This window comes from Paenibacillus sp. BT-177, from assembly GCF_025846815.2.
Taxonomy (GTDB): domain Bacteria; phylum Bacillota; class Bacilli; order Paenibacillales; family Paenibacillaceae; genus Paenibacillus; species Paenibacillus polymyxa_C.
Map to the genome: position 1 here is coordinate 78690 of NZ_JAOYTP010000003.1, position 13666 is coordinate 92355.

At 49.0% G+C, this 13666-nt stretch carries 11 protein-coding genes; all 11 read right to left on the reverse strand.

Annotated features, from left to right (window positions below; genetic code table 11):
• Positions 1 to 56 precede the first annotated feature (56 nt).
• Entirely contained in the window at positions 57 to 1658 is a 1602-nt protein-coding gene (locus tag OIU26_RS10790) for a glycosyltransferase family 39 protein (protein WP_264216829.1), read from the reverse strand.
• On the reverse strand, positions 1655 to 2074 hold the full coding sequence (locus tag OIU26_RS10795) for a GtrA family protein (protein WP_013373353.1): 420 nt from the start codon (positions 2072 to 2074) through the stop codon (positions 1655 to 1657). The genes OIU26_RS10790 and OIU26_RS10795 overlap by 4 nt, the downstream gene beginning before the upstream one ends.
• Entirely contained in the window at positions 2037 to 3044 is a 1008-nt protein-coding gene (locus OIU26_RS10800) for a glycosyltransferase family 2 protein (protein ID WP_017427078.1), read from the reverse strand. Before OIU26_RS10800 ends, OIU26_RS10795 begins: the two co-directional genes overlap by 38 nt.
• A 23-nt stretch (positions 3045 to 3067) precedes the next feature.
• Positions 3068 to 5527 (reverse strand): glycosyltransferase family 2 protein, encoded by a 2460-nt coding sequence (locus tag OIU26_RS10805; RefSeq protein ID WP_264217114.1) that lies wholly within the window; start codon positions 5525 to 5527, stop codon positions 3068 to 3070.
• Positions 5520 to 5771 carry a hypothetical protein gene (locus OIU26_RS10810; protein WP_016822944.1) on the reverse strand — a complete coding sequence of 84 codons (252 nt, stop codon included), beginning with the start codon at positions 5769 to 5771 and terminating at the stop codon, positions 5520 to 5522. Before OIU26_RS10810 ends, OIU26_RS10805 begins: the two co-directional genes overlap by 8 nt.
• Before the next feature lie 516 nt (positions 5772 to 6287).
• Entirely contained in the window at positions 6288 to 7700 is a 1413-nt protein-coding gene (argH, locus tag OIU26_RS10815; protein ID WP_058710910.1) for an argininosuccinate lyase, read from the reverse strand.
• A gap of 87 nt (positions 7701 to 7787) precedes the next feature.
• On the reverse strand, positions 7788 to 9023 hold the full coding sequence (locus OIU26_RS10820; protein WP_013373358.1) for an argininosuccinate synthase: 1236 nt from the start codon (positions 9021 to 9023) through the stop codon (positions 7788 to 7790).
• A gap of 51 nt (positions 9024 to 9074) precedes the next feature.
• The gene (gene argF, locus OIU26_RS10825) at positions 9075 to 10031 is read right to left on the reverse strand and encodes an ornithine carbamoyltransferase (RefSeq protein WP_264216830.1); all 957 of its coding nucleotides are present in this window, start codon (positions 10029 to 10031) and stop codon (positions 9075 to 9077) included.
• Positions 10032 to 10079: 48 nt separating this feature from the next.
• Positions 10080 to 11342 (reverse strand): acetylornithine transaminase, encoded by a 1263-nt coding sequence (locus tag OIU26_RS10830; RefSeq protein ID WP_264216831.1) that lies wholly within the window; start codon positions 11340 to 11342, stop codon positions 10080 to 10082.
• Between the two features lie 52 nt (positions 11343 to 11394).
• Positions 11395 to 12234, reverse strand: coding sequence for an acetylglutamate kinase (argB, locus tag OIU26_RS10835; protein ID WP_165079728.1), 840 nt, complete (start codon positions 12232 to 12234; stop codon positions 11395 to 11397).
• A 117-nt stretch (positions 12235 to 12351) separates the two neighbouring features.
• Complete coding sequence (gene argJ, locus OIU26_RS10840) at positions 12352 to 13578, reverse strand: bifunctional glutamate N-acetyltransferase/amino-acid acetyltransferase ArgJ (RefSeq protein ID WP_264216832.1); 1227 nt, start codon at positions 13576 to 13578, stop codon at positions 12352 to 12354.
• Positions 13579 to 13666: the final 88 nt, after the last annotated feature.

Below are 13666 nucleotides of genomic sequence, written 5' to 3' on the forward strand. Positions count from 1 at the left end.
TTACGCCCGACAGCTGTATCCTTTCCTCCGCTACGATGCACTAACATACAATAAAATTATTGCAGTTCTTCATGCTTTATCTTGTACAATCGCCACTCCCCGTCAAAGTCATGCACCAACGAGGCCCATGGCGCCCCCTTTTCAAACAAATCAGGATAGTTCCGGTTCACCTGATCCAGCGGTACCCCTTCTACCAAGCGCGTAACCAAAACATAATCCACCTTGGAGGCGGGCAGATCCGTTAAAGATTTTCCAAAATCATAATCACTCGTTATCATAAACTTCTTCGGAATTTTACTGCTCAAAATGATCGGATAGGCCGTATAAGAATCAGTCAAAATGAGAGATGAGCCATAATGTTCATCCAGCCATGACCCTATTTTCCGTTCAACAATTTGCCGAGTATAGCTTTCATTGCCACTATGCGTCAGATAGCTATGCTCATCCGCCGCAATCGCGGGGTTCGTCAGTGCGTAGGATAACAAGCCTGCTGTTACCAACATTCCTGCCGTTACCAGTGAGATTCCGATCCCCCGCATTTTCCCTCTCAACAGACTAAGCTCATACGGCAGCCAAGCAACCGTAATTGGGAATACATACATAAAATATCGGAACCAGCCAAACGAAGAATGCTTAAGCATCAGTAAAAGCTGAAGCCCGGGTACCGATAAAAAGATAGCCAGCAGCGTTAACGTGCTCCAACTCCACAGACGTTTGTCCAATAGGCGTATAAGCAAAATGGCAATTAACGGAGCCGCATACCATAAGGTTCGTTGCCCGACAAACTTTAGCATCAGCACAGGATGAGCAAACATTTCCACAAAGCGCTGATCCTCCAGCAAAGCCGCTGATTGTGTGGAATTGGAATACTGCGAACGTAAAAAGTAAAGCGGGTCGCCCATGATAATCCAGTTAAAAAAGAGCCACAGCAAACCGGAAAAGACAAGCGGCAGCAACAATAGAAGCCATGTCGCTTCTACCTTGTACAGACGCTCTTTTAAAGACAATTGCGTTCTAACGCTCTCTCTGTTTGTACGCCACCGATGCAGAGAAAAAATCGTCAGTAATACGCCCAAAGCCAGCGCAACCCCCAGGGGAACTGCTTCGTAGCGAACCCAAAATGCCAATGCAAGCGCAAAACCGGATACGATCAAATTCGCCGCCTTGCGATCCTTAAGCCACATACAGAATCGACTCACTGTCAGCAGTATAAAAAAGATATATGGCGAGTCACTTAAGCCGTTGAAGCCAAACAGAAACATAAACGGATTCAGTGAAAATAACAGCGCAATCAGCAAACTGGTTGCACCGTGAAGCCCTAGTTCTTTTCCCGTCCCGTACAATAATGCTGCACTCGCCCCAGCAAACAGGCTGCTCACAATCACTGCTGCCAGCCCATGGGAAGCGAGTACGGGAAATAAAGGATAGAACAACAGCACAATGAGTTCCATCAAACTCGGTAGCGGATTCCACACAAACCCAATAGCACCCAAATGCGGGTCACGACTATAGAGTACATAAAATGCATTAGCTACTCGACTGAGCGCATCGGTATGCATATAGCCAAGATGCCATGCAAAATAAGCACCCACTGCTAATTCTAGAGCAGCAATACAAGCAAACAATGACAACAACTTTCCATGTTTCCTTACGATCATGAAACCTCTTTCTGACGCTGTTGCGGAACGGAGAAGATCCAATAGCGGTTCCAGATATAATTATGAACTGGCACGATGATGGTAGTTAAGACTTCACCGATCAGATATGACCAACCAATCCAGTGAATGGTTACGTACATCAGAGCGGCATTCAGGAGCAAGCCGCAGGTACAGACCAATAAATATTTAAGAAACTGAGTGCGGCTCCCTTCGCCGGTAGGCTCGAACGTCCAGTTACGATTCAGCACATACGAAACGAGCAGCGTAACGATAAAACCTATGGTAGTAGCCGTTACTGCAGGTATTGCAAACAGCTCCACTAGCAGCACAAGCACACCGACGTGAATGCCTGTACCCAGCAGTCCGACAATACCATATTTAATGATTGGATACTTTAGATACGAACGTCTGATCATGTTGATTAAACTCCCTATCCACCCACAATCGGTCAGCATTCGCCCGTTTGTCTGCAATTAGATAACGGGGTCTGGCTTTGACTTCGTGATATATGGCGGCAATATATTCTCCTACCACTCCAATCGACAGCATGAGTACACTACCGATAATCAAAAGCAGTAAAATGACAGTGGTAAACCCGGTCACAGCGTCACCCGTTATTTTGTGCATTAAGGTTTGAATCCCCAACACGACCGAAATCAGCATGAAAATGAGACCCATTAAACTCACTACCCGCAAAGGTACCGTCGAGAACGAAACGATCGCTTCCGCGGCCAATCGAAACAGCCCTAACGGACTCCAGCGGCTTGGACCCTCTTCTCGTGGAGCCACCCGGAATGTAATCTGGGTTTTACGAAAACCGAGCCAGGCGGTCATCCCGCGAAAAAACGGCATACGCTCTGGCATCGCCATCCAGGCATCCACCACTCGTCGATCCAGCAGCTTATAATCGGAGGCATCCTTGAGATTAAAGCCCGTCAAACGATTCAAAGTCGCGTAGAACAAAGAAGCTCCGAGCTTTTTGCCTACAGACTCTTCTCCCCGAAATTCTTTCACACATTCAACTAAATCATAACCTTCGTTCTGCCATAAACGCACCATTTCCCCGATCATTTCAGGAGGATGCTGCAAATCACCGTCCATGACAATGATCGCATCGCCAGAAGCATTTTCCAAACCTGCGCACAATGCCAGCTCCTTACCAAAATTTCGACTCAGCCGGAGTGCGAGCAAAGAGGGCATACGACGGGACAATTCGGACAGTTTGAGCCATGTATCGTCTTTGGAACCATCATCTACAATAATGAGCTCATAACGTGAGGTGACAACAGACAGCACCCCATCAATCACCTTAAGAGAACGTTCGAGGTGTGAGCCTTCATTGTACATAGGAATGACGACGGATAAAAAAGGGTTTTTTGTCTCCATTCTTGCTCCTTCTTTCTTCATATTCAGGAGGACTGTGCCGGGGCATCATCCAAGTCATGCATATCGGTCAGACCATGCGTCGTTTTCTCCCAATAGAACGGCTTGGTTATAAGCTGCCAAGCTGCTTTTATCGCAGCTATACTCATAAGTACCCAATATAACGGTGAGAGTAGCCCATATTTGACCATCGCGTATGAAAATGTTCGTTCACCGCGCTCTTCCAGCTCACCGATGACCCAATACATGCCAGCCACATTACTGAATACGAACAGAAAGTTACCGATATAAAATTCCGCGCTGGCTAGGTAGTACACATAACCCGGGAACAGCTTGGGAATAAAGGACAACTCCCAGCCAAACCATAAAATAAGCAAGCCCCAAAAAATCGGGTTCAGCAACGGCAACATCGGAGTCGCCAGAATCATTACCTGAAAACCGAAAAAGCCCTTCCAGCCCACTTCGCGCACTAGCTTAACCGGATTGCGCATATGAACCAGCCATGTCTGCATATATCCCTTGATCCAACGTGAACGCTGACGAATCCAGTTGCCCACGCGGCTGTTCGCTTCCTCCCATGTGCGGGAATCAACAATGGCCGTTTTGTAACCACCTTTATACAGACGAATGCCCAGATCGGCATCCTCGGTTACATTATAGGGGTCCCACGCATTAATATCTTTCAATACAGATACCCGAAAATGATTGGACGTACCGCCCAACGGAATAGGGGTATCTAACTGCATAATTCCTGGCAGCAGCAATTCGAACCACATACTGTATTCTTGTGTGAACCAGCGGGTCAACAAATTTTGTGTACTGTTAAAATAATTGAGCTTCGCTTGAATACACGCATAATTCTCAGGGAGTGAATCAAACGCTGCAATGACTTTTTTAAGTTGGTCAGCATCGGGACGATCCTCAGCATCGTAAATGACGACAAACTCGCCGCGGGCGCGAATAAGTCCATAATTACATGCCTTCGGCTTGGTTTTCGGCAAGCCATCAGGCACGACCAGTGTCGTGTAATAGGCAGGCAGCTTCATTTCACGCAGCAGCTCAATCGTCTCAATGTCGTCCTCTTCAATCAGCAGCCGTACATCCAGCTTGGACTTTGGATAATCCAGCTGCTCCAAATTCCGCAACAACATCGGAAGCACGCCCGCTTCCTTATACATCGGTACAAGAATCGTATAGATCGGCAGTCTTTTTTCATCCATGGCGTCTACCTCTTCCTTCGTGAAGCGAAGCTGCGCCCCACGCCGGGAACCGAGATAGATAATTCCAAATTTGAATAGCGTCATAGCAAAATAAAACAGCTGGATCATCATATTAATGATCAGCACTGTCTTCCAGCTGTTCCAGAGGAGGCCGAGCAGCGTAATCATTCCCATAGCTGCAAACACCCAGAGCTGGCCCTTGGTAAAGGTGATCCGCGCCGAATTGTGCGGTTCCTTTTCCAACAGCCCGGTTGTGCTCTCCTGCATCATTTCCTCACCGTAGATTTTGCCCCAGAGCTGCTCCATCTCTTCCTTTGTTGCAAGCACTTGCTCTACCGGCATACCCAGAATTTTCTCCAGCTTCAAGCGTCGCTCTTCTGGTAATGGATCACTGACCGCTACAATATAGCGGTTCATATATTGATGGATGACGACCACGCCATAAGCCATTGCCACTTGTTCGGGTAGTTTGTACGCCGCATCCAGCGCCAGCTCCTCACCAATACGCCCGATTCGGTTCTGGGTTGCAATCGCGCGGTATAAATCCGCAGGCTCCAGCATTTGTAATGACAGCAAGATGTCGCCGAGCAGTCCGCCGCTCTTCGCCTGGAACTCGAGCGCGCGCTCTAACTGCTCTGGTGAGATATAGCCGGAACGAACCAGCATGTCGCCCAGTCTTTCCTTGGACTCATCACCGTCAATCTGCTCCTGTAGCTGCTCAGCTGTAATGAAACCCATCTCTACAAGAATATCGCCCAGTCTGCCACCGTAACGCTTCTGGTTGCGGATGGCATCTGTCAGCTGATCCCGGGTAATCATCCCATTCTCCACTAGCTGATCTCCCAGGCGGGCCTTGCCGTTTCGTCCGGTCGGCGTTCCTGCTGCCGTCTCTCCGCCTTCTGCACTAGGGATACTGGAAGCAAGGCCCATAGCTGCTCCTGCCGCTGCCTGTTCCTGCCCAGATGCATACTGGACTTGCGCCTCCTGCACCTGTCCATCCTGTATTCCTTCATCCAGCAATTGTTCCACAGCTGCTGCTGTATCATTGGCATTCTGTATAGCCTGAATACGAAGTTCTGTATCCCGAAGTCTTCGTTCCAACTCTTCGATGTGAAAATCAAGCTTGTACAGTATCGGGGCCTGCTCTGCACGCTGAGCCTCTAGCTGTTGTTGCAGTTGTTCGATTCGCTGACGTTCTTCTTTTATTCTTCTCTTGGTTTGGCGAATTGAAACTCCTCCAACCTGCCACCTAAGCTTGTCACCCATGAATTCCCGCCCTTTCAATCCAGCGCCGCTCTTCCGCAAGCGCATCTGCAAGCAGCTGCTTTAACTCGGTATCCCGCTGCTTTTTCCGCTCCAGCGCCGCATGGAAAAGCTCTCGCTCCTCACGTAGCAACTTCTCTGCCTGGATTCGCTCCTCATGCAATGAGGATACCAATCCATCGGCGTCAGAAGCGCGATAACCGATCCAAGCGCTCTTTAGCTGACGCGTCGTTCGTTTAGTTCTCATAATACCTCCCTGGATCGTCCCGACTCTGCCTTTTGCTATGTCGCTACTTCAATATTTTTACTGGCTTTCTTCCAAAACCAGGACACACCTGCTTTCTCATTCAAGCCCTTCATTTACACATTTATGTAATTTCCCTGGTCAAAAAAACCAATAAAAACTTGAAAATGATTTATCGCATATGCTTCTTGTTCTATCAAATTGGTAATTCAATGAAAAACTTAGTGCTATTCTACCATAATCCTAGTAGGTGTAGTATACAAAAATGTAAATTCTAGAAACTTTCACACTAATGTATAGATAGGTATATAGAACTAGACATTAAACATCTTGGGCGATATTCTTCCAATACATCTATGTAGTTCATGATTATTCTGATCATAAATCATTCAAATACCTCAGAAAACACAAAAGACACCGCGAACGGTGCCTTTGAAAACATAGATGGCAAATATTCTTAAAATCTGATTTTACACAGCATCCCGTTGCTGTGCAAGAGAATAATTCTTTCTGTATGGATTATTTTTTTGGCTTATGATTTTCATACCATGTTGACGTGTTCACTAGAAGCTGTTCACTGCGTCCAATGGCTGCCTGCACCTGACCGGTGGCGGTTCCGCCATACACATTCCGAGCATTGACTACCGCTTCTGGTTGAAGCACCTCATAAATGCGCTCGTCGAACAGATCCGAAAACTGCTGGAATTCATCCAGTTTCAAATCAAGCAGATATTTGCCCTGCTGGATGCAATACAGCACCGTTTTGCCGATAACCTCATGGGCCTGACGGAACGGAAGTCCCTTGCCGACCAGGAAGTCCGCAATATCCGTTGCGTTGGAGAAATCCTGGTTGACCGCTTGACGCATCCGGTCTTTGTTCACCTTCATCGTGGCGATCATTGGAGCGAACAATTGCAAGGCTCCCTCCAGCGTAGCAACCGTATCGAACATCCCTTCCTTGTCCTCCTGCATGTCCTTGTTGTATGCCAGCGGCAAGGACTTCAGTACGGTCAGCAGACCGACGAGGTTTCCATAGACACGCCCGGTTTTGCCACGTACTAGCTCCGGTACATCCGGATTTTTCTTCTGTGGCATAATGCTGCTGCCTGTACAGAAAGCATCATCCAGTTCGACAAAACCAAATTCTGTGCTGCTCCATAGCACCAGTTCTTCGCTCAGACGGGACAAATGCGTCATAATCAGCGAGGCCCCGGCCAAAAACTCTACGATAAAGTCCCGATCACTAACAGCGTCCAGGCTATTTTCATAGACGCCATCAAACCCGAGCTGCTCAGCTACAAAATGACGATCGATCGGGAAAGTGGTTCCAGCTAGAGCGCCAGCGCCCAGCGGCAACACATTGATGCGTTTGTAGCTGTCCTTGAGTCGGTCAATATCACGCTCCAGCATAGACACATACGCCAGCAAATGATGCGCGAACAAAATAGGCTGCGCACGCTGCAAGTGTGTGTATCCAGGTACAATTGTGTCCAGATTGTCCTTGGCCTGCCCAATTAATGCAACTTGTACATCATGCAGCATACCCACCAGTGATACGACACGTCCGCGCAAATACAAGTGCATATCCGTTGCTACCTGATCGTTACGACTGCGTCCAGTGTGCAGCTTACCGCCGACCGGACCAATGACTTCGATCAGGTTTTTTTCGATATTCATGTGAATATCCTCATCCGAAACGGAAAATTCAATTTCCCCACGGCGGATACGCTCCAGAACGGTGTGCAGTCCTCCCTTGATCGTGTCCGCATCCTCCTGCGGAATAATACCGCATTTGCCCAGCATGGCCACATGAGCCAAACTGCCTTGAATATCTTCTTCCGCCAACGCCTGATCAAACCCAATAGAAGCCGTATACTCCTCTACCAGCTTGTTCGTTTGCTTTGTAAACCGTCCGCCCCATAGCTTACTCATTGCATGATCCCCTCTCTGCAATAACAAGCCGTCCTCGTCGTTTGGACAAGAACGGCCCGCATTCCGTACATTTTTTTAGATTACATCTTATTTATGATTTTGTGTTACGCCCGCGTTGACCTTCAAACGCAAAGCATTCAAGCGGATAAAGCCTGTAGCATCGCCTTGATCGTAGGCTTGTGTCGGATCAGCTTCCATGGTTGCAATGTCTGGGTTGTACAAGCTAACCGGACTTTTAACGCCTGCACCAATAATGTTGCCCTTATACAGCTTCACGCGCACCGTACCACTGACATTTTTCTGGCTCTCATGAACCAGAGCCTGTAAAGCGACACGTTCCGGCGCGAACCAGAATCCATTGTACACCAAGGTAGCATAACGGGTAATCAGGCTATCACGCAGATTCATAACCTCGCGATCCATTGTGATCGATTCCATTTTGCGATGAGCTGTGAACAGGATTGTACCGCCTGGCGTCTCATAGACTCCGCGGCTTTTCATACCAACAAAACGGTTCTCCACCATATCTACACGTCCGATCCCGTGCTTGCCGCCCAGTTCATTCAGTTTTTCCATCACTTGCAGCGGAGTTAGCTGTTCACCGTTCAAAGCGACGCAGTTGCCTGCTTTAAATTCCAGCTCCAAATATTCTGCTTCATCAGGCGCGTCCTCAGGCGCGTTGCTGAGCAAGAACATTTCTTTATTTTCAGGAGCGCTCGGATCAAACCAAGGGTCCTCCAGCACGCCGCTTTCATAGCTGATATGCAGCAGGTTGCGGTCCATGGAGTACGGCTTGGCTGCAGAAGCCGTTACCGGAATACCGTGTTTTTCCGCATAGGCAATCATTTCTGCCCGGCCCGGGAACTGATTGCGGAACTCTTCCAGCCGCCAAGGTGCAATGACTTGGATGTCCGGCGTTAGCGCCGCCGCGTTCAGCTCGAAGCGCACCTGATCGTTACCTTTGCCTGTTGCCCCGTGAGCAATGGCTGTTGCTCCCTCGGCAATCGCAATATCGACCATCCGCTTCGCGATCAATGGACGTGCAATACTCGTACCGAGCAAATATTGCCCTTCATATAAAGCACCTGCCTGAAACATCGGATAAATAAAATCCTTGGCGAATTCATCACGCAGATCATCGATGTACACTTTGGAAGCTCCCGTAGCGAGTGCCTTTTCCTCCAAACCGTCCAGTTCTTCCTTTTGTCCGATATCTGCAGTGAATGCGATAATTTCAGCATCATATGTTTCCTTGAGCCATTTCAGAATGACCGACGTATCCAGACCGCCGGAATATGCGAGTACGATTTTTTCTTTTGCCATTATTGAAGTCCTCCCCGAATGCTTATACCTCTATCTTCTTTACGATCAACCTTATCCCATTAAAGCAACTAGCAACGCTTTTTGTGCATGCAGGCGATTTTCCGCTTCATCAAAAATGACCGAATTGGGACCATCGATTACTCCAGCACTCACTTCTTCCCCACGATGTGCAGGTAGACAGTGCAAGAATAAATAATCTGGCTTAGCAAGCTTAACCAGCTCCTCATTCACCTGGAAGTCGGCAAAAGCAAGCTCACGCTCCCTTTGCTCTTCCTCAAAACCCATGCTTGCCCACACATCTGTGTAGATCGCATCAGCATCTTTTACTGCTTCCTGCGGACTTTGAGTGATCACAATTTCACTACCTGTCTGCTTGGCAATCTCCCGGGAAACTGCGACCACACTCGGGTCAGGCTCGTATCCAGCTGGACTTGCAATGGAGACATGCACTCCGAGCTTGGCTCCACCAATCAAGAGGGAATGCGCCATATTGTTGCCGTCTCCGATATAAGCCAGTTTGAGCCCTTTTAGCTTACCCTTTTGCTCATACAAGGTTTGATAATCAGCCAGCACCTGACACGGATGCGCCAAATCGCTCAAGCCATTGATTACCGGAACGGATGCATAACGGGCCAACTCTACGACATTATCGTGCCCAAAGGTACGAATCATAATGCCATCCAGATAACGTGACATGACTTGGGCCATGTCGCTAATCGGTTCACCGCGTCCCAGTTGAATATCATTTTTGCTGAGGAAAAGGGCATGCCCACCCAATTGATACATACCGACTTCAAAGGATACCCGTGTGCGTGTGGAAGACTTTTCGAAAATCAGTCCAAGTGTTTTCCCCTTCAGCGGCTGATAAGCTTCTCCGTTTTTGTGTTTACGCTTAATTTCAATGGCGAGATCAATTAAATACTGGATTTCCTCTGGCGAGTAGTCGTCCAATTCTAGAAAGTCCCGTCCTTTCAAATTCACCTGTTGCAATGCGCCGCCCTGGCTCATGCGATCCTCTCCTTTTACACTCTAATCTCGGATGCTTCTGGCTCTAAACTAAGATACGTGCTCCCGAATCAATTCAGCAATCCATGTTACAGCCTGATCTATTTCGTCTTTCGTTACATACAGGTTAGGCAACAGGCGAATCACGTTCGGTCCTGCTGTAATGAACAGAATGCCCTTCTTCTGTCCTGCCAAAACAAGCTCTGCTACCGGCTCCGCACACTCAATTCCGACCATCAGACCTTTTCCGCGGATATCCTGGACAAAAGGAATATCTCCAAGCTGCTTTTGCAGACTCTGGAAGAGATAATCTCCCATTTCGGCAGCGCGTTCTGGCAGCTTGTCATCAATAATCGTTTCAACGGTCGCTTGAACTGCTGCCATAGCAAGCGGTGTACCCCCGAACGTAGAACCATGACTGCCCGCTGTGAACGCTTCACGCAAATATTCTTTGCCTAGCATTGCACCGACCGAAAAGCCACTGCCCAGTCCTTTCGCCAATGTAAAAATATCCGGCTCAATCCCATAATGCTCAAAGGCAAACAGCTTACCTGTCCGTCCCATACCTGTTTGTACCTCGTCAATGATCAGCAGCAATCCATGCTCCTGGCACAGCTGGGTAATCACGTCTACGAAAGCAGGGTCTACCGGATACATGCCACCTTCGGCCTGCACCATTTCCAGCATAATTGCCGCTGTATTCTCATTGATCGCTGCTTCGAGCGCAGCCTGATCATGAAGCGGAACGCTTTTGAACCCGGTGGGAAGCGGTAAAAAGCCTTCTTTTACTTTGTCCTGACCCGTAGCAGTCAAGGTTGCCAGCGTCCGTCCGTGGAAGGATTGCGTGAACGTAATGATTTCATAGCGACCGGTCTGCTTCACCTTCTGGTGGTAACGACGCGCCAGCTTAATGGCAGCTTCGTTCGCTTCAGCTCCGCTGTTGCAGAAGAACACGGCATCTGCGCTACTATTAGCTGTCAGCAAGGCCGCAGCCCGTTCCTGCCCAGGAATATGAAACAGATTGGATACATGCCACAGTTCATCGATCTGCTTTTTCAACCGCTCCGCTACAGCTTGAGGCGCATGGCCTAGATTGGTAACAGCAATACCTGACATGAAATCCAGATAACGTTTGCCCTGATCATCCCACAGCCAGCTTCCTTGTCCTTTCACCAGTGTAAGCGGGTATCTTGCGTAGTTTGGAAAAAGAGAGCTATCTGCCTGCGCTTTTGCCGTCCCCTTTTGCGCTTGCGCTCCGCTTCCATTCGTACTTGGCATTTCCTCGCTCACCAGCGTATTCGGTTCCTTACTCATGTCGTTCACGCCCCTTTATCGTTTGGTTATATAGGTTGAGCATATATTGCAATTACTGCATGCGCACAATGCGTGTTCCAATTGACTCTCCGCTCAGCACACGGCTGAGTACCTGCGGTTCGCTGCCGTCAACGATGACGACTTCCTTCACTTTTCCGTGAATGCAGGCAATAGCCGCTCTTACTTTCGGGATCATACCACCATAGATTTCACCCGTGCTGATCATATCTTCAATTTCCTGTATGGTGATCGATTCCAGCACCTTCTTCTCTACACCATTCTTTTTCAAAATACCGGGTACATCTGTCACAACAATCATTCGACTGACGCCGAGATGAGAAGCCACCGCGCCCGCCGCTGTATCGGCATTAATGTTATAACGCTGACCTGATCGATCAATGCCAATAGGCGCAATAACTGGCATATAGCCCATATCCAGCACACCGGTAATAATCGTAGCTTGAACAGATGTTACCTCTCCGACCCAGCCGACCTCGGCAGCATTCGGCACAGGCTTTGCTTCAATTAAATAGCCATCACTGCCCGACAAGCCCAGCGCTCGCCCTCCGTGCATCCCTATTCTACGAACAATCTGCTTGTTAATGCTGCCTGCCAGCACCATTTCCACGACATCCAGCACGGGTTCAGTCGTTTTACGCAATCCATGAATGAACTCCGTTTCGATTCCCAGCTTCGCCAAATTGTCAGAGATCGCAGGCCCGCCGCCATGTACAATGACTGGTTGAAGCCCTTCCGACTGCAGACGGGCCAGGTCGTCAAAAAAGGAATCAGGCAACGCAGCCAGCGTGCTTCCTCCGCATTTCATCACAAAATTACGACGTGCCACTCCCGCATGTTTCGCTTGATCCGCGTGTCCCACTGCCGATTGCATATCATCTCTCCTTTTCTCCACTGCACAATTTTGCGCGATTTCCAAATGATGCCAAAACTATTTCCACTCGCTTCTTCTATTAACTATTAAATATTTATCCGTAATTAAATCGGGTATCTATGTCCGATAAGCCGCATTAATCCGCACATAATCATAGGTTAGGTCACAGCCCCATGCTGTAGCCGCCCCGTTCCCGTGATGCAAGTCAACGATAATTTGCACCATATCTCCACGTAAATAGGAAAGGGCCTCGGCTTCATCAAAAGCAACTGGACTTGATTGGTTCAGCACGATAATGTCACCCAAACGGATGTCTACGGTATCGGGATTCACCGGCTCTCCAGCACGTCCGACGGCTGCAATAATCCGTCCCCAGTTGGCGTCTGCGCCAAAAACGGCTGACTTCACCAGGCTGGACCCAATTACGGTCTTGGCTATCACCTGGGCAGAGGCATCGCTTACCGCCCCGCTTACGGACACCTCTACCAGCTTCGTAGCACCTTCCCCGTCACGGGCAATCGCCTTCGCCAGCTCCCGGCAAATATAGCTGAATGCCTCGGCAAATGCTTCCCAATCGGGATGGTCTGTGTGCAACTCGCTGTTGCCTGCCAGCCCACTCGCCATAGCAATCAGCATATCGTTCGTGCTGGTATCTCCATCGACCGTGATCATATTAAAGCTGGTATCCGTGGATTGCTTTAATAGTTGATGAAACGCCGTCTGTCCGATCACTGCATCACAAGTTATAAAAGCGAGCATGGTTGCCATATTCGGATGAATCATACCCGATCCTTTTGCCGCCCCGGCGATGTTCACGGTCACACCGTCCACTTCAACTGACACGCATGCTTCCTTTTTAACTAAATCCGTTGTCAGAATGGCTTGACTAAATTGCTCCGCTCCATCGTTTGCCTCGCTCATCCGCTCAGGTAATGACGATATACCGCCAAGCACACGATCCATTTTCAGATGCTCGCCAATTACACCCGTCGATGCAACGGCTACATCGCTCTCTGCCACACCCAGTTCACGAGCAGCGGCCGAACGCATAGCGTAAGCGTCCTGCTCCCCTTGCTGTCCTGTACAGGCATTGGCGTTCCCGCTGTTCACTACTATCGCCTGCAATCGACCGTTTGTCAGGCTCTCGCGAGTCACCTTCAGCGGTGCAGCCTGAAACACATTAGTGGTATACACCGCAGCAGCTGTCGCCTCTACCTCACAGCGAATCGCGCCGATATCGTTGCGGTTCGTATTTTTCAATCCACAGTGCAATCCCCCGGCTGTAAAGCCACGCGGAGTTACGATGTTGCCCCCATGTACGACTGTAAATCCTAATTTGCCCATAATTATGTGCCCTCGCCCGCATTATAAGGAATGAATGGCAGCCGGACGCTTGCGTTCTCAAACCTGCCCGCTGTCGTTCTCCTGTACC